Origin of the sequence: Tepidibacillus infernus (assembly GCF_048898065.1) — a bacterium.
Taxonomy (GTDB): Bacteria; Bacillota; Bacilli; order Tepidibacillales; family Tepidibacillaceae; genus Tepidibacillus_B; species Tepidibacillus_B infernus.
In genome coordinates this window covers 1845828-1872023 of the sequence record NZ_JBLWFI010000001.1, presented here as the reverse complement: position 1 = coordinate 1872023, position 26196 = coordinate 1845828, and the positions used below count along the sequence as shown (strand labels likewise).

The 26196-nt window shown below is 36.6% G+C and carries 23 protein-coding genes, 1 other RNA gene and 1 pseudogene; 22 read left to right on the top strand and 3 right to left on the bottom strand.

The genetic code is table 11. The features are described from left to right. The first annotated feature begins 2 nt into the window (after positions 1 to 2). The 3 genes from gpmI (at position 3) to TEPIDINF_RS09435 (ending at position 3891) form a co-directional block, all read left to right on the top strand. The gene (gene gpmI / locus TEPIDINF_RS09445) at positions 3 to 1538 is read left to right on the top strand and encodes a 2,3-bisphosphoglycerate-independent phosphoglycerate mutase (RefSeq protein WP_069800907.1); all 1536 of its coding nucleotides are present in this window, start codon (positions 3 to 5) and stop codon (positions 1536 to 1538) included. 7 nt (positions 1539 to 1545) lie between these two features. Then, the gene (gene eno, locus TEPIDINF_RS09440) at positions 1546 to 2838 is read left to right on the top strand and encodes a phosphopyruvate hydratase (RefSeq protein ID WP_421691849.1); all 1293 of its coding nucleotides are present in this window, start codon (positions 1546 to 1548) and stop codon (positions 2836 to 2838) included. 165 nt (positions 2839 to 3003) lie between these two features. Further along, a complete protein-coding gene (locus tag TEPIDINF_RS09435; RefSeq protein ID WP_421691848.1) occupies positions 3004 to 3891 on the top strand; it encodes a polysaccharide deacetylase family protein in 888 nt (295 codons plus the stop codon). A 91-nt stretch (positions 3892 to 3982) separates the two neighbouring features. Here TEPIDINF_RS09435 and TEPIDINF_RS09430 read toward each other — a convergent pair whose 3' ends face one another. After that, entirely contained in the window at positions 3983 to 5506 is a 1524-nt protein-coding gene (locus TEPIDINF_RS09430) for a putative glycoside hydrolase (protein ID WP_084818897.1), read from the bottom strand. Positions 5507 to 5837: 331 nt separating this feature from the next. Here TEPIDINF_RS09430 and TEPIDINF_RS09425 point away from each other — a divergent pair, with 331 nt between their 5' ends. From TEPIDINF_RS09425 to TEPIDINF_RS09365, 13 genes and pseudogenes are all read left to right on the top strand, one after another. After that, complete coding sequence (locus TEPIDINF_RS09425) at positions 5838 to 6656, top strand: DUF92 domain-containing protein (protein WP_421691847.1); 819 nt, start codon at positions 5838 to 5840, stop codon at positions 6654 to 6656. A gap of 188 nt (positions 6657 to 6844) precedes the next feature. Continuing rightward, on the top strand, positions 6845 to 7849 hold the full coding sequence (locus tag TEPIDINF_RS09420) for a LacI family DNA-binding transcriptional regulator (RefSeq protein ID WP_421691846.1): 1005 nt from the start codon (positions 6845 to 6847) through the stop codon (positions 7847 to 7849). 90 nt (positions 7850 to 7939) lie between these two features. Further along, positions 7940 to 8890 (top strand): sugar kinase, encoded by a 951-nt coding sequence (locus TEPIDINF_RS09415; protein WP_421691845.1) that lies wholly within the window; start codon positions 7940 to 7942, stop codon positions 8888 to 8890. After that, positions 8887 to 9528 carry a 3-hexulose-6-phosphate synthase gene (gene hxlA, locus TEPIDINF_RS09410; RefSeq protein WP_421691844.1) on the top strand — a complete coding sequence of 214 codons (642 nt, stop codon included), beginning with the start codon at positions 8887 to 8889 and terminating at the stop codon, positions 9526 to 9528. The genes TEPIDINF_RS09415 and hxlA overlap by 4 nt, the downstream gene beginning before the upstream one ends. Further along, entirely contained in the window at positions 9512 to 10075 is a 564-nt protein-coding gene (hxlB, locus tag TEPIDINF_RS09405; protein ID WP_421691843.1) for a 6-phospho-3-hexuloisomerase, read from the top strand. Before hxlA ends, hxlB begins: the two co-directional genes overlap by 17 nt. A gap of 49 nt (positions 10076 to 10124) precedes the next feature. Then, positions 10125 to 11138 (top strand): ureidoglycolate dehydrogenase, encoded by a 1014-nt coding sequence (gene allD / locus TEPIDINF_RS09400; protein ID WP_421691842.1) that lies wholly within the window; start codon positions 10125 to 10127, stop codon positions 11136 to 11138. A gap of 20 nt (positions 11139 to 11158) precedes the next feature. Then, positions 11159 to 12109, top strand: coding sequence for a sugar kinase (locus TEPIDINF_RS09395; RefSeq protein ID WP_421691841.1), 951 nt, complete (start codon positions 11159 to 11161; stop codon positions 12107 to 12109). A gap of 11 nt (positions 12110 to 12120) precedes the next feature. Next, the gene (locus TEPIDINF_RS09390) at positions 12121 to 12762 is read left to right on the top strand and encodes a bifunctional 4-hydroxy-2-oxoglutarate aldolase/2-dehydro-3-deoxy-phosphogluconate aldolase (RefSeq protein WP_421691840.1); all 642 of its coding nucleotides are present in this window, start codon (positions 12121 to 12123) and stop codon (positions 12760 to 12762) included. A gap of 126 nt (positions 12763 to 12888) precedes the next feature. Beyond that, positions 12889 to 13911 carry a TRAP transporter substrate-binding protein gene (locus tag TEPIDINF_RS09385; protein ID WP_421691839.1) on the top strand — a complete coding sequence of 341 codons (1023 nt, stop codon included), beginning with the start codon at positions 12889 to 12891 and terminating at the stop codon, positions 13909 to 13911. 70 nt (positions 13912 to 13981) lie between these two features. After that, positions 13982 to 14509 (top strand): TRAP transporter small permease, encoded by a 528-nt coding sequence (locus TEPIDINF_RS09380; RefSeq protein WP_421691838.1) that lies wholly within the window; start codon positions 13982 to 13984, stop codon positions 14507 to 14509. 3 nt (positions 14510 to 14512) lie between these two features. Beyond that, positions 14513 to 15784: a TRAP transporter large permease gene (locus TEPIDINF_RS09375; protein ID WP_421691837.1), complete on the top strand. Its 1272-nt coding sequence runs from the start codon at positions 14513 to 14515 to the stop codon at positions 15782 to 15784. 49 nt (positions 15785 to 15833) lie between these two features. Next, positions 15834 to 16742, top strand: a complete 909-nt coding sequence (locus TEPIDINF_RS09370; protein ID WP_421691836.1) for a dihydrodipicolinate synthase family protein — start codon at positions 15834 to 15836, stop codon at positions 16740 to 16742. Between the two features lie 160 nt (positions 16743 to 16902). Continuing rightward, positions 16903 to 17043: pseudogene (locus tag TEPIDINF_RS09365) on the top strand (mannonate dehydratase); the annotation flags it as partial. 128 nt (positions 17044 to 17171) lie between these two features. On the opposite strand, the gene TEPIDINF_RS09360 reads toward TEPIDINF_RS09365, so the two are convergent. Next, entirely contained in the window at positions 17172 to 17927 is a 756-nt protein-coding gene (locus TEPIDINF_RS09360) for an IclR family transcriptional regulator (protein ID WP_421691835.1), read from the bottom strand. Positions 17928 to 18177: 250 nt separating this feature from the next. Here TEPIDINF_RS09360 and acnA point away from each other — a divergent pair, with 250 nt between their 5' ends. The 6 genes from acnA to ssrA all read left to right on the top strand — a co-directional run bounded on the left by acnA (position 18178) and on the right by ssrA (position 25731). Further along, complete coding sequence (gene acnA, locus TEPIDINF_RS09355; RefSeq protein ID WP_068726002.1) at positions 18178 to 20886, top strand: aconitate hydratase AcnA; 2709 nt, start codon at positions 18178 to 18180, stop codon at positions 20884 to 20886. A gap of 149 nt (positions 20887 to 21035) precedes the next feature. Next, on the top strand, positions 21036 to 21275 hold the full coding sequence (secG, locus tag TEPIDINF_RS09350; protein ID WP_068726000.1) for a preprotein translocase subunit SecG: 240 nt from the start codon (positions 21036 to 21038) through the stop codon (positions 21273 to 21275). A gap of 321 nt (positions 21276 to 21596) precedes the next feature. After that, a complete protein-coding gene (locus TEPIDINF_RS09345) occupies positions 21597 to 22343 on the top strand; it encodes an alpha/beta hydrolase (RefSeq protein ID WP_068725997.1) in 747 nt (248 codons plus the stop codon). A 43-nt stretch (positions 22344 to 22386) separates the two neighbouring features. Further along, complete coding sequence (rnr, locus tag TEPIDINF_RS09340; RefSeq protein WP_082732493.1) at positions 22387 to 24678, top strand: ribonuclease R; 2292 nt, start codon at positions 22387 to 22389, stop codon at positions 24676 to 24678. Between the two features lie 125 nt (positions 24679 to 24803). Further along, a complete protein-coding gene (smpB, locus tag TEPIDINF_RS09335; protein WP_421691834.1) occupies positions 24804 to 25271 on the top strand; it encodes an SsrA-binding protein SmpB in 468 nt (155 codons plus the stop codon). Positions 25272 to 25368: 97 nt separating this feature from the next. Beyond that, positions 25369 to 25731: a transfer-messenger RNA gene (gene ssrA, locus TEPIDINF_RS09330) on the top strand. Between the two features lie 363 nt (positions 25732 to 26094). Here the strand turns inward: ssrA and TEPIDINF_RS09325 are convergent. After that, positions 26095 to 26196 (bottom strand): zinc ribbon domain-containing protein (locus tag TEPIDINF_RS09325; protein ID WP_421692159.1); only part of this gene is annotated, 102 nt, incomplete at its 5' end.

The window sequence follows — 26196 nt, the reverse complement described above, 5'->3', positions numbered from 1 at the left end:
AGATGACTCGACCAAAACCAGTAGCACTTATCATCTTAGATGGGTTTGGACTACGTGATGAAGTTAATGGAAATGCGATAGCTCAAGCAAAAAAACCTAATTTTGATCGATATTGGAGTGAATTCCCACATACTCAACTTGGAGCGAGTGGGTTGTCTGTTGGCTTACCAGATGGGCAGATGGGAAACTCGGAAGTAGGTCATTTAAATATTGGCGCAGGGCGGATCGTATACCAAGAATTAACAAGAGTCACAAAGTCAATTGAAGAAGGTACTTTCTTCCAAAATGAAGTTTTTCTCAATGCAATAAAGCACGTAAAAGAAAAAAACAAAAAGTTGCATTTGTATGGCTTAGTATCTGATGGTGGTGTGCATAGTCACATCGATCATTTATTTGCTCTATTAGAATTAGCAAAAAAGGAAGAGGTAAAGCAAGTTTTTGTTCATGCATTCCTTGATGGACGTGATGTTGCACCAGATAGTGCGATTGAATATATTCGCCAGCTTCAAGAAAAAATGAATGAACTTGGAGTTGGACAAATCGCAACCATTCAAGGGCGCTATTATGCAATGGATCGTGATAAGCGTTGGGAACGAACTGAAAAGGCTTATCGTGCCATGGTTTATGGAGATGGCCCACATTATACAGATCCAATCAAGGCAATTCGCGAGTCCTATGAAAAAAGCGTATTTGATGAATTTGTTATGCCTATAGTCATTGTAGATGATAATGATAAACCAGTAGGATTAATTGAATCAGAAGATGCAGTAATATTCTTTAATTTTAGACCAGACCGTGCGATTCAAATTTCGCAAGTGTTTACGAACAGTGATTTTCGCGGATTTGATCGAGGTCCTAGTTTCCCCAAAGATGTATATTATGTGACTCTTACACATTTTAGTGAGACAGTAGGAGGCTATGTCGCATATAAGCCTACGAACTTAGATGATACCTTTGGAGAAATCGTAAGTCGTGAAGGATTAAAGCAATTACGGATTGCCGAGACTGAAAAGTATCCACATGTCACCTATTTCTTTAGTGGAGGTCGTGAAGCTGAATTTGAAGGTGAGACAAGGATTTTAATTCCTTCACCAAAGGTTGCAACTTATGATTTAAAACCTGAAATGAGTATTTATGAAGTGACTGATGCAGTTGTAAAAGAAATAGAAGCTGAAAACCATGATGTGATCATTCTCAATTTTGCAAACCCAGATATGGTTGGCCATTCAGGAAAGATGGAACCCACCATCAAGGCAATCGAAGCGGTAGATGAGAATTTGGGTAGAGTAGTGGAGGCAATCCTAGCAAAAGGGGGAGTAACCATTGTGATTGCTGACCATGGAAATGCTGATCACATGATTGATGACAAAGGAAATCCAATTACTTCACATACAACAAATCCAGTACCTTTTATCTTAACGAAAAAAGGTGTTGAATTACGTGATGGTGGGGTACTTGCAGATGTAGCACCAACGATGTTAAAGTTATTGGGGATAAAACAGCCTGAGGCGATGACAGGAAAATCAATTATTTTATAGGGAGTGTATGATTGTGACAATTATTGCTGATGTTTATGCACGCGAAGTATTAGATTCACGCGGAAATCCAACGGTAGAAGTTGAAGTGGTCTTAGAATCTGGTGCCTTTGGTAGAGCGATTGTTCCATCAGGTGCATCTACTGGTGCCCATGAGGCGGTAGAATTAAGAGATGGGGACAAAGACCGTTATCTTGGTAAAGGGGTACTTAAAGCCGTTGAAAATGTAAATAACATTATTGCACCTGAGGTTATTGGTATGGATGCGCTTGACCAAGTGGGCATTGATGAATTTCTTATTCAATTAGATGGTACACCTAACAAAGGGAAACTAGGAGCAAATGCAATTCTTGGTGTTTCTTTAGCTGTTGCTAGAGCAGCTGCTGATGCATTAGGGGTTCCTTTGTATACGTACTTAGGTGGATTTAATGCAAAAACCCTTCCTGTACCAATGATGAATATTTTAAATGGTGGTAAACACGCAGATAATAACGTAGATATTCAAGAATTTATGGTTATGCCAGTTGGTGCTGAAAACTTCCGTGAAGCATTACGGATGGGTGCTGAAATTTTTCACAACTTAAAATTAGTATTGAAAGCAAAAGGTTTAAATACTGCAGTTGGTGATGAAGGTGGCTTTGCACCAAACCTTTCATCGAATGAAGAAGCCATTACAACCATTCTTGAAGCGATTCAAAAAGCAGGCTATAAAGCAGGCGAAGATGTTTATCTTGCATTAGACGTGGCTTCAACTGAGATTTACAAAGATGGTAAGTATCATTTGGAAGGTGAAGGTGTCGTAAAAACCACTGACGAAATGATCGACTTCTATGAAGATTTATTAAACAAATACCCAATCATTTCAATCGAAGATGGTCTTGCTGAAGATGATTGGGAAGGGTGGAAAAAGCTTACTGAACGTTTAGGTAAAAGAGTCCAATTGGTTGGCGATGATCTATTTGTTACAAATACCGAACGTTTAGCTAGAGGGATTGAAATGGGAACAAGTAATTCCATTCTTATTAAAGTCAATCAGATTGGGACATTAACTGAAACTTTCGATGCCATTGAGATGGCAAAACGGGCAGGATACACAGCAGTAATTTCCCACCGTTCTGGTGAAACTGAAGATTCCACCATTGCTGATATTGCCGTTGCAACCAATGCAGGGCAAATTAAAACAGGTGCACCTTCCCGTACTGACCGTGTGGCAAAATACAATCAATTACTTCGTATCGAAGATGAATTATCCTACATCAGCCGTTTTGGTGGTAAACAAGCATTTTATAATTTAAAATTTTAATGAACATTACAACAAGGTAACATCTCAAAGAGTAGCATTTTTCAAGTGCTACTCTTTTTCATTTATATAATGAAAAAATCATTAAAATTTTTACAATGGGAAATACTTCCTTGTGCTAAAATAGAGTAGACAACACATACATACTTAGTTGAGAGGAGAAACACCATGAAAAAACATCTACTACTTTTTATCCTACTCTTTACCCTGATTTTGTCTGCCTGCTCTAACAACACGATAGCTCCAGTTCAACCGAAGGAAAATGAGAATTCAACAGTAGAAACGGACAAAGGACAAATAAATGAACAAACAAATCAAGTAACTGAAGAAGAAAATAATCAGGCTAGTAATCAAGGAAAAGACCAAAAAGTAAATCAACAAACGCAAACTGATCAAAATGTTTATGTCGTCAATCCAAAAACATTTAAAATCCAAGCAAATAAACCAACAGAACAAAAGATCGTTTTACTTACTTTTGACGATGGGCCAGTTGGAGACAATACAATAGAAATATTAAATGTATTAGATAAATATAACGCAAAAGCTATCTGGTTTATTAATGGTTTTAATTACGGGTACAATTATCAACCAAGCCCGAAGAAAGCAGAAAAGTTTAAAAACAATTTATTGGAGATCCAAAAACGCGGTCATCTCATTGGCAACCATACATGGGAACATAATAATTTAAGAAAGCTGACTCCAGAACAAACTAGGAATGAGATTGTCAAATTGAATGATTTAATTGTAAGTATTACAGGGGAAAAACCTCAGTACTTCCGAGCACCATTTGGCATTTATTCAGAAGAAACTTATAAGGTGTTAAAAGAAGAGAAGATGCAACCGATGAATTGGAGTGTTGGTTCTTTAGATTGGGAGTTAAAAAATCCTGAAGATGTGGTAAAACAGACAGTTTCGACGATCCATGATGGAGCAAATATCTTAATGCATGATAAAGAGGTCACTGCCAAAGCATTAGATCAAATTTTAAACAAGCTTGAACAAGAAAATTATAAATTTGTTTTGCCAAATCAAGTTGATTTAAATGGTTTGGAATAATAATAGAGAATTGTATTTTGCAAATCTGCTCCGTCATCCATGTCTTTCTTCGAGCCTATAATTGGTTTCGTTTTGTTGTTTTTGGGTTTGCCTACGGTGTATAATCTACGTTTGGTGTATATTTGTTCGAAGCATTCCAAATTAAAAATTCATTAATTCCATTGTCTTTTAAAGCTTTAATTTGTTCTTCAATCTCTTTTTTGCCATAGGATTTATAATTTCCCTTTCCTAGCCATGAAGCAGTAAAATCTTGAATCCAAGGGCGGGAAACAGGTTTCTTATCCCCTAATTTACCTAAAACCTCATTTTCCTTTTTTGTATACTCAGTAACTAATTGGTATGGGTATAAGTCGGGTTTACTAATTCCAAAATAACCTGGTCCCCAATGGGAAGGATAAATCATTGAACTAATCACATCTACATTGCTACTAATTTTACTAAAGTTTTGGCCAATTCCTGGTGCTTCAGGTAGGGTAGCAGAATAGCCAAAAATGTCAACACTTACTTTCACGTTGTAAGGTTCTAATTCTTTCTTTGCATATGTGACAAAATCAGTAACTGCATCTACACGTAATTGAGTAGCTCGCTCACGATCTGTAAACACAGGACCAATTGGTTTTTTACTTTGTAACTCTTTTAATTCTTGTTCCTTTATTGTAATCATTTCATCTAGTTTTTTAATTTCTGTTTCTGTTGCTTGTGTTGTTTTTAATTGGTTTTGTTCTTCAACCAATTGATCATAACCTGCTTGTAATTCTTCTAACTTTTGATTGTAATCTTCAAGTTGTTTTTGATAGTTCTTTTCTATTTCGATAAATTTAGTTGGTTTACGACCTTTGTATTCACCCATTGAATATGTTAGTGTTTTATCGCGTTTTTCAAAGCCTTCAGGGAATCTTACGTAATCAAACTGAATTTCTTGAAAGCCTAATTCAACAGCCATTTTGGCGATTTCAACATTATGTTTCCAAACCTCTTTAAGAAATGGATTGACAAAGGATTCCCCACGACCATTTTTCCATACAGAACCATTATCAATAAAGGACAATTCTGGTTTCATTTTTGCTAGGGTAGAGTCTTTGAAGACAACAATTCTCGCAATAGGGTAAATTTTATGTTCTTCAAGCGTCTTTATTAACTGCTTAGGATCTTTAATAATAGTTTTACTATAAGGTTCAAAAGCTGGATGATCAGGTTTAAATGTAATATTGCCGTAATCATCTTTAATATCAATCACCATGGTATTTAATTCGGTTTTGTCAATTAAAGAGAGTAAGCTAGGGAAACGGGAGCTTCCAGTAGAATGGGCAGTAACATAGATTCCACGAACAGCATCTGGATATTCAAAGGTAAAAGCTGGTTTTGTTGGCTCAGGGGTTGTAGGTTGGTCTATATTTTCACTTTGGTCGGTTCCATTGTTTTGATCATTTTCATCTTTAGTAGTTTGTTCTTGATTTGTATTGCCTTGTTCTTTACTGGTTACTTGTTTTCCTACATCTTTTTTGTCAGAAATAAAGCTAGATGATAAATTACTGGGAGAACAAGAGGTCAATATAAAGATGATAGATAGAAATAACAGGCAAATAGTGGTTTTCGTTTTAGCAAGTTTTTTCATAGACGACTCTCCTCTGGGTATTGTCTAAAGTTGTATGTATTACCTCTGTATTTTCATTGTAAAGTGTAAAGGCAAAAAAACAAAGAGTTATTTTCCATTGGCTGCAATTTTCACGGACTTTTTTTTTACTGTTTAGATTGTTGCCAAAGGGGTATCCCTCTTATTGTGATCACGAGGGGATTTGATAATTTGGTTCTAGGAATCATTGTAGCAGCAATTCGAGAGAAGGTGGATGAAGTAGGAAAGAAGAATAGAGATAGATTGGGAAATGGGATTGACAGAAAAAGAGTGGAATAGAAGAGTGGGCTCGGAGAAGGGAGAAACAAAATAGATGGAAATGTTTATCTTAGGATTTTTATTTAGCTTTATTGTTGGATATATAGGTTTTAAAAAACAGGCATTGTCTAGAAGTGGAGTAGTTGGTGCCATTTTAATAGGGACAAGTATTTTTGGTTTTGGGCAAAAATTGAGTTGGTATCTTCTCATTATATTCTTTTTTGCTTCTTCAAGTCTGCTTTCCTTCTACCGTAAAAGAGAAAAGGATCCGATCGCAGAAGTTTTTGAAAAAACGGGGAAAAGGGATGTATGGCAAGCATTAGCTAATGGTGGATGGGCTGCAGTTCTAACAATGCTTGGGTACTTTCTACAAAAGGATTGGATTTATATTGGTTTTGTAGCCACCATTGCCACGGTAAATGCAGATACTTGGGCAACAGAAATCGGGGTATTAAGTAAGACAAGACCACGTTTTATTTTAAATGGGAAACGAGTGGAGAAAGGGACATCTGGAGCAGTTTCTGCATTAGGCGTGGTTGGCTCTATTAGTGGTTCCTTCTTTATTAGTATCATAGCATTGCTCCTCTTATGGATTGAACATCGTTCCTTAGTCATCGGGTCGGTTCCTTTTTTGCTAATTACAGGCATAAGTGGTGTTGCCGGTGCTCTATTTGATAGTGTATTGGGAGCAACTGTTCAAGAACATTATCTTTGTCAAGTATGCAAGAAAGTAACAGAAAGGAAAGAACATTGCCATAAGAAAACTATCTATCACCATGGCTGGCGATGGATGAATAATGATCTGGTCAATTTTGTTAGTTCAGTCTTTGGAAGCGGATTGGCTATCATTTTATGGTTTTCTTACCACTTATAGAAGTGAGGGTATCCTCGCTTTTTTTGATGAAATTTTTCCACAAATGAATAGGAATAAACTTTTCCCTAAAAACTTTTTTCAGAAATTAAAAAAAATATTATTGCAAAGCGCTTTCAATTTTCATATAATTGAGACATGAAGTTACTAAACCGATTTAGTAAATCGGTTTATCTTAAGAGGAGATTCTTATGAAGAGAGTTACGATGGCTGATGTGGCCAAACATGCTAGTGTGTCAAAAAGTACCGTATCACAGTATTTAAATAAACGTTATGACTATATGGGACATGAAACGAAACAAAGAATTGAGGATGCCATTAAAGAACTTGGCTATCAACCAAATTTCGTAGCTAGAAGTCTTAAACAAAAAAGAACATCTACAATTGGTGTTATTGTAGCGAATATTTTACATTCATTTTCAACACAAGTGATTCGTTCAATTGAAGATGCATGTAGAGAGCGGGATTTTCATGTGATTGTATGTAATGCAGATGATGACCCGATTAAAGAGGAAAATTACATCAATATGCTACGAGCAAAACAAGTAGATGGGATAATTATTTTCCCTACTGGAGGAAATCTGGAATTATATCAATCTATGGTAGATGAGAATTACCCAATCGTATTTGTAGACCGTTTTGTAGACCATGTAAATGTAGACTCTATTCTTTTAAATAACGAGAAAGCTGCATTTTTGGCTGTTGAACACTTTGTAAAACGGGGTCATCAACGAATAGGTATTATTACAACTTCTTTAATAAGAAATATCACACCAAGGGTAGAAAGGATTAACGGTTTTGTTAAGGCTTTAAAAGAACATCATCTACCTATTAGGGATGAATATATTAAGGGACTTGAAGTTGAAAAAATTAAAGACGGACTAGCTGAAATGCTAAACCTTAAAGAACCACCTACTGCTTTACTTGCAGGAAACGATTTGGCTTTAATGGAGGTTCTAAATTACTTAAAAGAAAATCATTTAACCATTCCAAAAGACTTAGCAATTATTGGAGTAGATGATGTACCCTTTGCTAATATTTTTGATCCACCGTTAACGACAATCTCTCAACCTGCATTTGAAATGGGAAAAAAAGCTGCAAAACTCTTGCTAGACAAAATAGATGACAAAGAAAACATCAATGAAATCAATATTCATCGTTTTGAGCCTAAGCTTATGATTAGACGTTCTTGTTAACTGTTAAAATAAACTGTGATTCTGCTAATTAAAAATTAAATAGTAGATTAGTAGAACCACGGCATTATTTCTACTGAAAGTGGTGAAAGCATGTTGGACGTGATTACTATAGGAGATGGAATGATAACCTTCAACCCGTCAACTACAGGTCCTATGAGATTTGTACAGAAGTTTACTAAGAAAATTGGAGGAGCCGAATTAAACGTTGCAATTGGTTGTGCAAGATTGGGATTAAAAACAGGCTGGATTAGTCGTTTAGGAAATGACGAATTTGGCCGTTATATTCTTAACAAGATTAGGGGAGAAGGAATTGACATTTGTCAGGTTAAACTTGTTGATGGATTCCCTACCTCTTTGAATTTTAAAGAGATTATGGAAGATGGCAGTGGTCGGACATTTTATTATCGTTGGGATTCTCCTACATTTAGCCTTACCCCTGATCAACTTGATGAAGATTATTTTAAACAAGCAAAACTTTTGCATATTACAGGAGTTTTTCCAGCAATTGGTGGAAAAAATTTTGAAGTGATAATGAAAGCGATTACCTTAGCCAAACAAAATGGTTTACTTATTTCCTTTGATCCTAATATTCGTTTAAAGCTTTGGAGTAAAGAAAAAGCAAAAGAAAAACTATCTCAATTTCTCCCATATGTAGATATTGTCTTAACAGGTGAAGAAGAAGCAGAACTTTTAATAGGTGAAACAGAAGCGAAGCGTGTCATCAAAAAATTTAAGTCGTTCGGCGCATCCTACGTGGCCATTAAACGTGGAGAAAAAGGGTCTATAGGTTCATACGGTGATCAATATATTGAAGTTTCAGCCTTAATACCTCGCAAGGTTGTTGATACGGTTGGTGCTGGTGATGGCTTTGACGCAGGTTTTATCTATGGAGTTCTCAAGGGGTGGGATTTACAAAAAACACTTAGATTCGCTAATGCGATTGGATCAATGGTGGTAAGCGTTTCCGGTGACAATGAAGGGCTTCCTTACTACGAAGATGTTTTAGCGTATCTAGGGGAAATGGAAATTGTGGAAAGATGAAGATCCAACTAGCTTTAGACAGATTAACAAAAGAACGATGTTTTGAATTAGTAGAGAAAACAGCAAACATGGTTGATTGGATCGAAATTGGTACAGGGATCATTAAAGAATACGGAATGGCCATTATTCGAGAAATGAAAAAGACTTACCCTTCAAAAACAATAGTGGCAGATATGAAAACTTGCGATGCAGGGAAATATGAAGCCATTCAAGCTTTTGAGGCAGGTGCTGATATTACGACAGTCATGGCATTTTCAGCTGACAAAACGATTAAGGATACCTTGGATATAGCAAACCAGTTTAATAAAAGAGTAATGATTGATTTATTAGGTATAAAAGGAAAGAAAAGAATCTACGAATTAAAGGGCTTAGGTGTGAATCTTATATCTCTACATATTGGCAAGGATATGCAGGAGGAAAGTTCTTTAGATAACAATATTTTTAATCTTGTTAAAGGAATCTCTGGTTTTGAAATTGCTGTTGCAGGTGGAATAAACATAGACAATTTACCTACCATTGTAAAAAATAGTCCTAATATTCTAATAATTGGAAGCGCAATCACAAAGGCGAAAAAACCTGATGAAGTTGCCTTAAAAATAAGGGAGTTGATCAATCAGAGTTATGAGAAAGCTCATTGACACTATAGTTGAGGAAATGGAGAATGTTTTAAGTAATGTAAAGGAAGAAGAAGCCATATCTTTTTCTAACTATCTAAAGAGAGTAAATCGTATTTTTGTTTATGGAGAAGGCCGTTCTGGTTTTATGGCAAAGGCGTTCGCTATGAGACTAATGCACAGTGGGTATCATGTCTACGTGATTGGCGAAACAATTACACCAAGTATTGAAAAAGGGGACGTACTTATTGCCATTACCGGCTCTGGTGAAACTGATACTATCTATCAGTTTGCTTTAAAAGCTAAAAAAATTGAAGCAAAAGTAGGAGTTGTAACTACAAATGAGTCTTCTAAGATAGCTAGAATAAGTGACTTTATATTAAAAATTCCTGCTGCAACAAAATATCGTAGACCTGAAGAACCTGATACGATTCAGCCTCTTGGCAATCAATTTGATCAGGCAGTTCATCTTCTATTAGATGCGATTATCATTTATCTATTACAAAGTGAAACAAGCTTAAATGCCGACTTAAATGATGAATTGCGTAAACGACATACAAATTTAGAGTAAAATATAAAAATTACAAATAAAAACAAATACAAGAGAGGAATGATTAGAAATGGCAGATATCATTATCTCCCATGAGGAACTAAAAAATTTTGTGGTGAAAAAATTAAGTAATGCTGGCATACCAAATGATCATGCAAGTGTTGTTGCTGATGTGCTAGTTCATGCAAATTTACGAGGGGTTTACTCCCATGGTGTTTTAAGAACAGAACACTATGTAAAAAGAATCAATGAAGGTGGAATCAATCCAAATCCTAAATTTAGTGTAAAGGAAACTGGTCCTTCCTCAGCTATTTTTGATGGTGATGATGGAATGGGGCATGTGGTTGCTAAAGAAGCTATGGATTATGCGATCAATATGGCAAAGAAAAGTGGTATTGGAATGGTTGGAGTTATCAACAGTAGCCATTGCGGTGCATTATCTTACTTTGTTCAACAAGCTGTACAGGAGAATATGATTGGGATTGCAATGACTCATACTGACAAAGTTGTTGTACCTTTTGGCGGAGCTAAACCTTTCTTTGGTACAAATCCAATTGCTTTTGGTTTCCCTGCCAAAGAAAACAAACCAGTCATTTTAGACATGGCTACTAGCAATGTTGCTTTTGGAAAGGTTCTTCATGCAAGAGAAGTTGGCCAGTCTATTCCAGCAGATTGGGGAGTAGATGAAAATGGTAAGCCGACAACCGATCCAGAAAAAGTAAATGCCTTACTACCTTTTGCTGGACCTAAAGGTTACGGGTTAGCAATGGTTGTTGATATTTTTTCAGGTATTCTTGTAGGTGCAGGTTTTGGACCACACATTACCACAATGTATGGGGAATATAACAAGATGCGTAAATTAGGTCATTTTGTTGCTGCAATCAATCCAGCAGTATTTACGGATACAGATTCATTCTTGAATAATATGGATCTAATGATCAATGAAATTCATGAATCACAACCAGCAGAAGGATTTAATAAAGTGATGGTACCTGGTGAACCTGAACAACGCAATGAAGATGAAAGATTGAAAAATGGGGTGCCTATTCCAGAATCTATTTATCAATATTTAGCTAACGCTTAATTGGAAATGGGAGACTTATTATGGATGTAGTAACATTTGGAGAAACAATGGTTCTCATGACCCCAGATTCAAGTGGCCCAATGAGATATGCTAATGAGTTTTCAAGAAAGTTTGCTGGAGCAGAATCAAATTTTGCCATTGGATTATCTCGATTAGGTCATCGTGTTGGTTGGATTAGTAGAGTAGGTAAAGATGAATTTGGCAAGGCAATGGTTGTCTTTATTCGCGGGGAGGGTGTCGATGTTAGTTATGTTAAGGAAGACCCTTTGGCAACTACCGGTCTCTATTTTAAAGAGTTTAGAAGGCCAAATGATTTAAGAGTTTATTATTACCGAAAAAACTCTGCGGCTAGCAAAATGAATAAGGATGACCTAAATGAAGAATATATTGCACAAGCAAAATATCTTCATATTACGGGCATTACTCCTGCTTTAAGCGAAAGTTGTTATGAGATGGTCTTTGAAGCGATTAAAATTGCGAAAAAGAATTCGGTACAAATCGTGTTTGATCCCAATTTAAGAAGAAAATTATGGGATGAAAAGAAAGCTAGAGCAACTCTACTAGAAATTGCTTCACAAGCAGATATTATATTACCCGGTGTTGAAGAGGGGGAATTTATGTTTGGGGAAAAGAATCCTCAAAAGCTTGGAGAGTTATTTATTCAGCACGGTGCCTCAATTGCAGTTATTAAAGCTGGGGATAAAGGCGCTTATTACTTTACAAAAAATGAAAGTCAATATGTTCCAGGATTCCCTGTTGAACAAGTAGTAGACCCAGTAGGTGCAGGTGATGGCTTCGCTGCAGGATTTATCTCTGGTTTACTCGATGGTCTTGACTTATTCGAGGCAGTTAGAAGAGGAAACGCAGTAGGTGCATTTGTGGTCATGGTTAATGGGGACGTAGAAGGTTTACCTGAAAGAGAAGAGTTAGAAGAACTCTATACCGAAAAAAGTAACGATGTAAACCGTTAGGAGTGACAAAAATGGAGCTTTTGCAACAAATAAAGGAAAATGGGGTAGTAGCCATCATACGAGGAGCAAATCCAAATAACATTCTTCCTATTGCTAGAGCATTAAAAAATGGTGGTGTAAAAACTTTAGAAATCACAGTAGAAACCCCAAAGGTCTTAACTCTTATTGAAAAAGTGTCTGAAGAATTGGGAGAGGATTTGATTGTTGGTGCTGGAACGGTCCTTGACCCAGAGACTGCCAGAGCTGCGATTATGTCTGGAGCGAAATTCATTTTCTCTCCAACAGTAAATGTAGACACGATTCGTCTGGCTAAACGTTATGGTGTCATTAGTATACCAGGAGCTTTAACCCCAACTGAAATCGTAACAGCCTACGAAAATGGTGCTGATATCATAAAAGTTTTTCCTGCCAATGTATTTGGACCAAAGTATTTAAAAGATGTACACGGTCCATTACCCCATATTCCATTAATGCCTACAGGGGGATTGGATTTAAGCAATGTTGCTGAATACATCAAGGCCGGTGGAGTGGCTGCAGGTATAGGAAGTTCATTAGTGAATACCAGAAAAAACATCGATAAGTCTTACTTAAGTGAATTGGAATTGAAAGCATCCCAGTTCGTAGATGAAGTAAAAAAAGCTAGAAAGAATTAAAAAAACATTACTTGAAGAAAAGGATTTATCACTTGAAAGGAGGGTTCCAAACAAGGGTATTCTTCAAAGTAATGTTCTATAAAAAACCAAATTTAATTTTATCACATTTAAGGGGGCTAAATAATAATGAAATTTAAAAAGTTTTTATTATTAGGCTTAGTTGCAGTTTTAATGCTAGTGTCTGTGGCTTGTAGCCAAGGGACAACAGGTGGAGAGAAGGCTACATCAGATGGTGTACAAAAAATAAAAATTGCCAACTATTTTGCCGAAGATCATCCTCAAAATATAGCATTAAAAGAGAAGTTTAAGAAAATCGTTGAAGAAAAAACAAATGGTAAAGTTGTAGTAGAGATCTATCCAAGTAACCAACTTGGTGATGAAGCACAATTTACAAATGGAGTACGTAATGGAACTGTAGAAATGGCGATAACAGGTATGGGATTACAAACAGCTAATCCAAAAATAGGTGCTGTAGAGTGGCCTTACTTATTTGATAACTATGATCATGCAAAAAAAGCGCTTGATGGTGAAGTTGGCGATGAAATCGAAGCAGAATTCAGAAAGTTAGGTGTAGAACCTTTAGCATGGACTGTTAACGGATTTAGAGTAATTTCTGCAAATCGTTCTATCAAGTCTATGGATGATTTTAAGGGATTCCGTTTAAGAATGCCTAATATTCCAATCTTCGTTAACACTGGTAAAGCATTAGGAACCAGCGTTCAACCTCTTCCATTATCAGAGGTATTTACAGCATTAGAGCAAAAGGTTATCGATGGACAAGAAAATCCATATGCAACTTTAAAAGCATCTGGATTCTATGAAGTTCAAACAAGTGTATTAGAATCTAATCATATGTTCAGCCCAAATGTTTATTTAATGAACAAGAAACTATTTGATGGATTTGACAAAGAAACTCAACAAATTATCTTAGAAGCTGCACAAGAATCTGCAAATTATGAATGGGAACTTCTATTAAAATCTGAAAACGAAGTAAAAGATTTCTTAAAAGAAAAAGGTTTAGAAATTATCGTTCCAGATGCAGCATTTAAGGAGCAAATGGTTAAAGCAATGGACCCTGTATATCAAGATCTATATAAACAATTCGATTGGGCAGAAGCATTCGTTCAAAAAGTTCGCGATTTAAAATAATAGAAATATATTTGCCATGGGAAATTGTTTCTCCCATGGCAATACTATCCTTTTAATGAGGTGAGGCGAGATGGAGAAGTTATTAAAAGTTTTAAATGGTATTTTAAATGCCATTATTATTTCAGTACTTGGCTTAATGGTTATCCTTGTCTTCCTAAATGTCGTTCTCCGCTACGGATTTAATTCTGGGCTCACCTGGTCTGAAGAAATAGCCCGGTTTGCATTTGTTTGGGTAGTATTTTTAGGTGCTATAGTAGCATTAAAAGATAAAAGTCATTTAGGAGTAGATCTACTAGTAGGTAGAGTTCCATTGGGTGTTCAGAAGTTATTACATTTAGTGTCTAATCTTTTAATTATTATTGTTTTAGGGCTATTTATTGATGGGCTATTAAAAATGATGAAATTAAACGAATTAATTACCGGACCAGCAACAGGAATTCCAATCAATATTATCTATTTAGCAGGTTTATTTGCAGCTGTTGTAATGATTGGCATCAGTATTGTACAAACTATCCGTTTTGTATTCTTTACTCAAGATCCTCCTCCATGGGTAAAAACAGAACTTGATACGACTACAAGGTTAAAGGAGGGAAAATAGCAAATGATTTGGTTATTTCTAGGTAGCTTATTTTTCTTCTTACTTATCGGTGTGCCAGTTGCTATTTCTATGTTAATCAGTGCGATAGCTATGATGCTCGCGTTAGGGATTTTTGATACACAAATTATTGCTGAAAACCTCATTAATGGTGCGAATAGTTTTGCGTTAATGGCGATTCCCTTCTTTATCTTAACTGGGGAAATCATGAATGTTGGTGGTGTCTCTAGAAGGATTGTTGATTTTGCAAGCTCTTTAGTTGGTCATATTCGTGGTGGATTAGGATATGTAATGATCATTTCCGGAGTTATTTTTGCAGGGTTATCGGGTTCAGCAGTGGCAGATACTGCTGCGCTTGGGGCTATTCTTATTCCGATGATGGTGTCAAAAGGGTATAATGTGAACCGATCAACTGGTTTAGTAGCTTCTACTGGTATACTTGGTACGATTATTCCGCCTAGTATTCCAATGATTCTTTTTGGAGTTATTGGAGGCGTTTCCATTACAAGATTATTTATGTCTGGGATTGTCCCAGGGATTTTGTTAGCAGGTGGATTAGTAACCGTTTGGTATTTTGTTGCTAAAAAAGATAATAGTCAAACGATGCAAAAAGCAACCACAGCTCAAAGATGGAGAGCTTTTAAACGAGCTTTTTGGGCATTGTTATTGCCACTAATTATTATTATTGGATTACGTGGAGGCGTATTTACACCAACAGAGGCTGGTGTAGTTGCGGCTGTATATGCTTTAATTATTAGTTTTGGTTATCGAGAAATGAAAGTCAAAGATTTATCTAAGGTTTTTATTGAAACAACAAAAACAACTGGAGTAGTTATGTTTCTAGCCGCCACTGCGATTGTTTCAGCTTATGTAATTACAGTGGCTCAAGTTCCTGCAGAATTGGGAAGCTTTATGCAAGGTCTTACAACAAATCCGACTATCTTAATGTTAATCATTATGGTGTTCTTAATGTTAGTAGGAACTGTAATGGATTTAACACCGGCTATCTTAATTTTTACACCTGTACTATTACCAGTAGTTACACAAGTTGGTATTGACCCAGTTTATTTTGGGTTATTAATGGTCATCAATTTATCTATTGGATTGATTACACCTCCTGTTGGTACTGTTTTATATGTAGGATGTGGTATTAGTAAAATTAGCATTATAGATATTACGAAGGGAATTTGGCCGTTTTTATTAGTTCAAGTCCTCGTTTTACTTTTATTAGTGTTATTCCCTCAATTAGTTACAATACCACTCGAATGGTTTGCATAAGAATTAAAAGCTATTTAGTCTATTATAAGGTAATATAGAGGTGTATTAGATGATGAAAGAAAAGTTATTCCATGGTATTATCCCACCGGTGTCAACAATCTTTGATGAAAACTTAAAATTGGACCGTCAAGGAATGGGTAAATTAATTGATTTTATGATCGATTCAGGTGTTAATGGCCTATTTTTCTTAGGAAGTGGTGGCGAATTCAGCCAAATGTCCTTTGAAGAAAGAAAAGAAGTAGCTGCTTTTGCTACAGAATATGTAAAAGGTAGAGTACCCGTTTTAATCGGAACAGGTGGAACCAATACGCGTGAAATCATTACCTTAAGCCAACATAGTAAAGAAATAGGAGCAGACGGTGTTGTGATTATTAACCCATATTATTGGCCACTTACTGAAGAAAACCTTTTGGCTCATTATGGTGAAATCGCAGATTCTGTCGATCTTCCAATCCTTCTTTATAACTTTCCAAATTTAACTGGACAAGATTTGAGTCCTGAAATTGTAATGAAATTAGTTGAAAAACATTCTAATATTATGGGAATTAAAGAAACAGTAGATACTGCAGGACATATTCGGGAAATGATCTTAAAAGTGAAAGGAAAGTATCCTTATTTTTCAGTTCTTGCTGGATTTGATGATCATCTGTTCAACACTCTAGCATTAGGCGGAGATGGAGCGATTTCAGCAAGTGGTAACTTCGCACCTGAATTAACAGTAGGAATTTATCAAGCTTTTCAAAATAAAGATTATCAAACTGCAATTGAGTTACATCAACGATTAGCCTATCTACCTCTTATGTATAAGTTAGATTCTCCATTTGTAAATGTTGTTAAAGAAGCTACACGGTTAAGAGGGTTGGATATCTCAACTTATGTACTTCCTCCAGCTAGGCCATTAAGTGAGGAGAAAAAGCAAGAATTAATCGAAATTTTAAAAAAAGCTGCCTTACTATAATTTAATAGAGTAAAATAATGACCTATAATCGGTTGAATAGCCAACTGTTATTAGGTCATCTTTTTTGGATAATAAATTACTAAGAGGGTGATCGTATTGAAAATGACTTTTCGTTGGTATGGCGATGATGATGATAAGGTTACCTTAGATCATTTTTACTCCACCTTGGTCTATTTTCGGCCTTCCTAGAATCATAACGAATAAAGAAAATTTAGATCGTTTGATCAATCTAGTAGATAGTCCAAATAACGGTTTAACCTTGTGTACAGGGCCATTAGGAGCAAATCCTGAAAATAATATGCTTTAAATCATGAAAGCATATTACGACATAAAGTATAAAGGCCCTATGCGTCCAGGCCATGGAAGGATAACAGATTATTTAATCCCCTTTTATTAGGCAGATCTAAAAAAGGGGATTTTTCTCAAGTATCATCTCACCTTTTTTCCCATATTGAGGGCGGTTTCTTTTAAGATTGGAACCATTTCCTTCATTTTAGTCAGAGTTAGCCGATTGATTGGGCCTGACACTGAAAGGGCTGCAACTAATTTGCCAGAACGGTTAAAAATGGGGACGGAAATAGCGGCTGCTCCTGTTTCTCGTTCTTCAAAACTAGTAGCATAGCCATTTTGTTTTGTTTTTTCTAGAAGTTGTTTAAAGAGATTGGTGTTGATGCCATACAATGTTTCAAGTTGCTTCAGAAGACTTTCTTTAGTTATTAAATCTTCATAAGCAAGTAGAATTTTACTCGAGGCTCCAACGGAAAGAGGCATCCTTGCACCGATTGGGGCAACTCTACGAATCGATTGATTTCCTTCTACTGACTGAATTCTAATCCTCTCATAACCATCTCTAACATATAGACTAATCGTTTCTCCAAGTAAGTCTCTTAATTGCTCCATTTCCGGTAATAAAAGAGTGGCAGGGTCATTTAATCCCATTAGATTTGAAGAGAGTTCCCAGATTCGATAGCCTAAACGATATTTTTCTGTCTCTGGATTTCGAATTAAAAACCCTTTTTGTTCTAGCGTATGAAGTAATCGAAATACCGTACTTTTATGGAGAGCGATTCGTTTTGCTATTTCAGTTAGACTTAATTCTGTCTCGTCCACAAAACACATAAGAATATCTAATGAACGTTCTACTGCCCGAACCGTTGATTTTTTTTCCGATGGTTGCCCTTCCATTTCGTTCGCTCCAATCACTATCAATTAAGTACTAAGTTTTATAGTATAAAATTTAGTTTTCACTAATAAAAATTATACAGAAACGATATAAAAGCGTAAAGAATATTGGAAAAATAAAAATTATGAAAAAAAAGATATGTCCGAATTGCCAAAAAACATGTATAATATAGTCGATACAGATAGAAAAGAAACTTAGTTTCATACAGTAAAACTAATCTTTACAAAGTTTAATCAGGGAGGGAAAGCGGTTATGGCAAACCAAGATGTATTCTCTGTTCGTTCCGAATTGCAAGTGGGAGATAAAACGTACAAATACTATTCTCTCAAAGCCCTTGAAGAAAAAGGAATAGGACAGGTATCCAAACTTCCATTTTCCATCAAGGTATTGCTTGAGGCAGCCGTACGTCAAGTTGATGGAAAAGCAATTACAGAAGAACATGTAAAGCAACTAGCAAATTGGGACAAAGGGGCTGGAAAGGATAAAGAAGTTCCATTTAAACCAGCTCGTATTGTATTACAAGATTTTACCGGTGTCCCTGCAGTCGTTGATTTAGCAGCGATGCGCAAAGCGATGGCTGATGTAGGTGGGGATCCTGAAAAAATTAACCCATTAGTACCTGTAGATCTAGTCATTGATCATTCTGTCATGGTAGATCGATTTGGTAGTGAAGATGCATTAGAATACAATATGAACATTGAATTTGAACGTAATGAAGAAAGATATAAATTTTTGCGTTGGGCACAAGATTCATTTAATAATTTCCGAGCTGTACCACCAGCAACTGGGATCATCCACCAAGTAAACCTTGAGTACTTGGCAAAAGTGGTTCAGACAAAAGAGGAAAATGGTGAAACGATTGTTTTCCCTGACAGTTTAGTGGGTACTGACTCCCATACCACTATGATCGATGGTTTAGGAATCGTTGGTTGGGGTGTTGGCGGTATCGAAGCAGAAGCAGGAATGCTTGGCCAACCCTTATATTTTGTCACTCCAGATGTAATTGGTTTTAAGTTGACAGGTCAATTAGCAGAGGGAGCGACTGCAACCGATTTAGCACTAACTGTTGTCGAAATGCTCCGTAAAAAAGGCGTTGTTGGAAAATTTGTTGAGTTCTATGGGGATGGATTAAGTAATATTAGTCTTGCTGACCGTGCAACAGTGGCAAATATGGCTCCTGAATACGGTGCAACCATGGGATTCTTCCCAGTAGATCATGAAACCTTAAATTATCTTAGACTAACAGGCCGTGATGAAGAGTTAATTAATCTTGTTGAGGCCTATTTAAAAGCACAAGGCTTGTTCCGTACTGACGGAATGGAAGACCCAGTTTTTACAGATACGCTTGAACTCGATCTATCTACTGTTGTTCCTAGCTTAGCAGGTCCAAAGCGTCCTCAAGATCGCATTGAGTTGGCTCAGATGAAGGAAGCATGGAATAAAGCGATTCGTAACCCGATTGATAAAGGTGGTTTAGGCCTTTCTGATAGTGACATTGAGAAAACAGTTGAAGTATCTCATCCAAATGGCGAAAAGACTCAGTTGGGCACTGGATCTGTTGTAATCGCTGCCATTACTAGCTGTACCAATACATCTAACCCAAGTGTAATGTTAGGTGCAGGACTTGTTGCCAAAAAAGCTGTTGAACGCGGACTAAGAAAACCAGCTTATGTTAAAAGTTCATTAGCTCCAGGGTCAAGAGTCGTTGCTGACTATTTAAATAATGCTGGAGTAATGGAATCCCTTAAAGCATTAGGTTTTGATATTGTTGGCTATGGTTGTACTACATGTATTGGTAACAGTGGTCCCTTGCCAGATGAAGTAAGTAAAGCGATTGAAGAAAATGACTTAACGGTTGCTTCTGTCCTTTCAGGGAATCGTAACTTTGAAGGACGTGTTCATGCACAAGTAAAAGCAAACTACCTTGCTTCACCACCATTAGTTGTTGCTTATGCGTTAGCTGGAACAGTAGATATTGATTTAACAAAAGATCCAATTGGCTATGATCAAAACAATCAGCCTGTTTATTTAAAAGATATTTGGCCGACAAATCAAGAAATTCAAGAGGCGATCGTTAAATCAATGAATCCAGAAATCTTCCGCAAACAATATAGCTCAGTCTTTACAGCAAATGAGCGTTGGAATAAAATTGAGGTTCCAAAAGGAAAACTTTATGAGTGGGATGAAAGATCGACCTATATTCAAAATCCTCCATTCTTTGAAGGGTTAAGCCCAGAGCTTGACGATATTCAAGAAATTAAAGGAGCAAGAGTACTTGCTTTACTTGGTGATTCTGTGACTACAGACCATATTTCACCTGCAGGGAATATCAAGAAAGATAGTCCTGCTGGTAAGTATTTAATTGAACATGGAGTGGATCCAAAAGACTTTAACTCCTATGGTTCCCGTCGTGGTAATCATGAAGTGATGATGAGAGGTACTTTTGCAAATATCCGTATTCGTAACCAAGTTGCTCCAGGAACAGAAGGAGGAGTAACCAAATATCTACCAAACGATGAAGTGATGTCGATCTATGATGCATCAATGAAGTATCAAGCTTCTGGAATTCCATTGGTCGTTATAGCTGGTAAGGAATATGGCACTGGAAGTTCCCGTGACTGGGCGGCAAAAGGAACGAACCTTTTAGGCGTGAAAGCAGTCATTGCTGAAAGTTTTGAGCGAATTCATCGTAGTAATTTGGTTGGTATGGGTGTATTACCACTTCAATTTGTCGACGGTCAAAGCTGGAAATCCTTAAATCTTAATGGCACAGAAACCTTTGATATTCTTGGTTTAGACAATGATGTAAAACCTGGCCAAATGCTAAAGGTTGTAGGAACACGTGAAGATGGCAGTACATTCGAATTCGAAGTATTAACTCGCCTAGATAGTGTAGTAGATGTAGAATACTATCGTAATGGTGGTATCCTACAAACCGTATTACGTCAATTGCGTCAATAGTTTTTGGGGAAAACCCAAATTTATACCAAGTAGGGAGGCTGTTTTTGGTCTCCCTATTTTCATCGTCAGAAACCTTGGAATTAAAACTTGAACTTTGTCCTGATTTATGTTAAATTACATATGTTAAACTCCTTAAGGAGGTGTTGATCGTGGCCATTTTTCTAAAAATTCTATTAGTCATTGTGTCTTTAGGGTTAATAGGTTCTGTTCTACTTCAGTCTGGTAAAAGTGCTGGATTATCTGGAAGTATTGCTGGTGGAGCTGAACAATTATTTGGTAAACAAAAGGCACGTGGTCTAGATGCGGTACTTGAGAAAGTAACCATTGGGTTAGCTGTAGGCTTTATTATTCTTTCCATTCTTGTTGCTTACATTGTGAAAGTGCAATAGATGATGTGTGAAAATATGAATACACTAAGATAACAGCAGGGTACTCTTGCTGTTTTTTTAATACAAAAGAAAGTAACTTTCTTTTAATTCCAAGTTTCTACATGAATCCTAAATGCTTTATTGAGAAGTTTCGTAAACGCTTAAAGATAGATGGAGATTTATTCCTTGAGGCAATACATCTATGAAACCATAAAGTTCCAGGAAAAGATACTTATTTTTTTATCGAAATCGAGACATATCGTTTGCAGAGATGAGGAAAAAAAGAATTGGTAATCGAGGAGGCAAGTCAATTTTTACTTGGCGATGAGGAAGGTGGTATTGATGAAAATCACTAAAAAGAGTCCAGAACCTTTTTATTATCAAGGGGATAAAAGGATAGGGCTACTCTTGATACATGGATTTACAGGTTCTCCTGCTGAAATAAGATTATTAGGGGATTTTCTCCAGCAAAAGGGTTATGCTGTATATGCACCGTTATTAGCAGGGCATGGAACTTCTCCGGAAGAGATGGCAAAAACCAATCAAGAGGATTGGTGGAATAGTGTCTTAGAAGCTTATGAGTTTATGAAAAGCGAAGGATATGATCAGATAATTTCGATTGGGTTATCGATGGGAGGTATTTTATCTTTAAAATTAGCGATGGAAAAACCATTACTAGCAGTGATTCCTATGGCAGCACCCATTTTTGTCCATGACAAACGGATGGCTTTTGCTAGGTGGATTAAATACATAAAAGCATATCAGGTTAAGGGAAAAAAGGTGGATCAGATTGAGGAAAATCTAGCAAGCTATGATCGGACTCCAATAAAATGTGTAGAAAGTCTCCATCGCTTGATAAAAGAAGTCAAACATGATTTACCCCGTGTTCATTGCCCTGTTTTCATTATGCAAGGAAAACGTGATGAAACGGTAATCCCTGAAAGTGCAAATTATATTTATCGACATATAAGCTCATCAACAAAAGAGATCAAATGGTATGAACAATCAACACATATCTTGACTATTGATCAAGAAAGGGAAAAAGTTTTTGAGGATCTTTACTTATTTATATCGCAAATTAGTCAATAATATAGGATACAACAATCTTCCTCAATTATAGGGGTGTTACGTTATGCAAGCGACGAAAGATAATATTTTAGATTTTATGCGAGAAAAACTATATAAACCAATGACGATCAGAGAATTAGAAGAGGTCTTCGCTATTGAAGGTGCTCAAAATTTTAAAGAGTTTGTTAAATTGATGAATGAATTAGAGGAAAATGGTGAAATTGTACGAACAAGGGCAAACACCTATGGTCTTCCTGAAAAAATGAATTTGATCAAAGGGAAGTTACAGAGTCATCCAAAAGGATTTGGTTTTGTCATTCCTGAGGATAAAGGGGAATCAGACGTCTATATTCACCTAAACGATATGCATGGTGCGATGAATGGTGACCATGTCTTGGCAAGGATAAGCCTAAAAACCTCTGGTACTCGTAGGGAAGGTGAAATCGTACGCATTCTAAAACGAGCAAATCGTCAAGTTGTAGGTACCTTTACCGAAGGGGAATATTATGGTTTTGTCATTCCAGATGATAAGCGAATTTACCAAGATATTTTTATTCCAAAAGCCGGTGTGAATGGGGCTGTTGAAGGGCATAAGGTAGTTGTTAGGATCACTAAATATCCTGAAGGAAGAATGAGTCCAGAAGGGGAAGTTATTGAGATTTTGGGCCATAAAAATGATCCAGGTGTCGATATCTTATCGATTATTCGCAAATATGGCTTACCAGAAGCTTTTTCCGATGAAGTGATGCAAGAAGCAGAAAAAGTACCTGATTCGATTTCAGAAGATGAGATCAAGAATAGACGTGATCTTCGAAATAAAAAAATGGTCACGATTGATGGTGAGGATGCAAAAGATTTAGATGATGCTGTCTCTATTGAACGATTAGAGAATGGAAATTATTTATTAGGAGTACATATTGCGGATGTTTCTTATTATGTAAAGGAAGGATCTCATTTAGATCGGGAAGCCTATTTTAGAGGAACAAGCGTCTACTTAGTAGATCGAGTCATCCCTATGTTACCTCATCGGTTATCTAATGGTATCTGTTCCTTAAACCCGCAAGTGGATCGTTTAGCGATGAGTTGTGAAATGGAGATTACTCCCCGCGGGGAAGTTGTGAATCACGATATCTTTACAAGCGTTATACGTACAAATGAGCGAATGACATATACCAATGTAAGAAAAATACTTGAAGAAGAACCGCCAGAATTAATGGAAAGATATAAAGGTCTGATCGATGATTTTAAAATGATGAGGGATTTAGCACTTATTTTGCGTAATAAACGAATGAGTCGGGGTGCGATTGATTTTGATTTTGAGGAATCAAAAATCATCGTTGATGAAGAAGGAAAACCAATTGAGATAAGAAAACGTGAACGCTCGATTGCCGAACAAATTATTGAAGAATTTATGCTAAAAGCGAATGAAACAGTGGCAGAACACTTTTATTGGTTACGAGTACCCTTTTTATATCGTGTCCATGAAGATCCAGATCCAGATAAACTATTTGCTTTTGCGGAGTTTATCACCAATTTTGGTTATGTGGTAAAAGGGTTAAGCAATCAAATTCATCCACGTGCATTACAAACCGTCCTTGAGGAAATTCAAGATACGCCAGAACAAACCATTATAAGTACAGTACTTTTACGTTCGATGAGGCAAGCACGATATGACGCAGAACCATTAGGCCATTTTGGTCTATCTACCGAATTTTATTCCCATTTTACTTCGCCAATTCGTAGATACCCTGATTTACAGATCCATCGAATTATTCGGGAAGTATTAGAACAAGGAGCTCTTTCACCAGAAAGACATGCATACTTGCAAAGTATGATGCCAATTGTTGCTGAACACTCCTCAGAAAGGGAACGAGTAGCGGTTGATGCAGAAAGAGAAACAGATGATTTGAAAAAAGCAGAATTCATGCTTGATAAAATTGGTGAAGAATTTGAAGGAATGATTAGCAGTGTCACCTCATTTGGTATGTTTGTAGAGTTGGAAAATTCTGTTGAAGGTTTAATCCATGTCAGCTATTTAATCGATGACTACTATTATTTTCACGAAAAACAGTATGCATTAATTGGTGAGAGAACAGGAAAAATATTCCGAATTGGCGATACGGTAAAGGTTCGTGTATCGAATGTAAATCTAGATGAGCACACAGTTGACTTTGAACTTGTAGATATGAAACCAAAATCCGCCAATAAAATGAAAAGGCCTAAATTAATTGAGAGTGGAAAACGAAACAGCAGAAAACCAAAAGGGAAACGATCTACTGATAAAACTGAAAGTAAAGTGATCGTGGCGAAAAATGATAAAAAGAAAAAGGCAAAAAAGAAAAGAACTCGATCATAACGAAGAATTAGATTTGAATAAATATGAAAAGAAGGGAAACGGACAACGGTTTCCCTTTTGATTTTACATTGTGGTTTTGATATAATATTTTTCTAACGATATCATATGTAAGAGGTGAGCACGAAATGGGGAAAAAGGATGGAAAAGTTGTCGTACAAAACAAAAAGGCAACCCATGATTATTTTATAGAGGATACCTATGAGGCTGGGATCGTGCTTACTGGAACCGAAATTAAATCCATCCGTGCAGGAAAAGCTAATTTAAAGGACAGCTTTGCTCGTATCTCTAATGGGGAAGTTTTTATCCATAATATGCATATTAGCCCTTTTGAACATGGGAATCGGTTTAATCATGAACCGACAAGAACAAGAAAATTACTTCTTCATAAAGAGGAGATTAGAAAATTAATTGGCAAGACTAAAGAACAAGGGTATTCTTTAGTTCCTCTTAAGCTATATTTACGCAATGGGTTTGCCAAATTAGACTTAGCTTTAGCTAAAGGTAAAAAATTGTATGACAAAAGGCATGACATTGCAAAAAGAGATGCTAATCGCGAAATGGCGCGTGCTCTGCGAGAAAAGCAAAAATATTGATGGTAAAAGGTTCAACTTTTAAAAGTATATCAATCATGATATACTATAGTATGTAGTAAGTGGTTGAAGTTAATCATTCACTTCTCACCTCTAATACGGGGGCGTTTTGGATTCGACGGGGATAGTTCGAGCATCAGTAGCGAGTCGAGGGGCAGCGGCCTCGTTAAAACGCGAAAGCCAATAATAACTGGCAAAACTAACAATAACTTCGCATTAGCTGCTTAATTCAGCTTGCGGCTCTACCACTCCATCGCCCATGTGGCGTGACTAGGGCTCAACTTTAGTGGGATACGCGGTTCGCCTTCCGTCTGTAGGTGGCCGAAGAGACCAATCAGACTAGCTTATTCGAACGTTTGTTACTTGGCAGTCGGATAAGCAAATCCAAATCAAGTAACTGCACTCGGAGAAGCTGATGTGGCGTTATTTTCGGACAGGGGTTCGATTCCCCTCGCCTCCACCATACATATTAAGAAAAAAACACCGCATGAGGTGTTTTTTTTCGCTTTTTCAGAATATTCATAGCGAATATTACCGATAATCGGTATATTATACTAGAAAGAAAACCAAGTTCGACATTTAGAAAACGTGATCCAGAAAAACAACTTCTTTTGTTTAAGATGGCGAAAAAGAGAAAAGATAGACTTTTTAAAAAGATAGGCGAACGCGAGTATGAACTTAAAAAAGAGGGGGGTACAAATGAACGATGACGTAGTGAACTACCCGCCACCTACGTTTCGCTTAGAGGTGGGGGCTTCTAAGGTAATCGCACCTAACGGTACGAAATTTACTTAGCTATAAAGCCTGTTCCATGCTCTATTTATGATTATACTAACAGTCGCAATCCTTCACGCTTGATATTGATAGAAGCGTTCCAATCTCTATCTGCCACAAAACCACAATCACATTGGAATATGCGCTCAGAAAG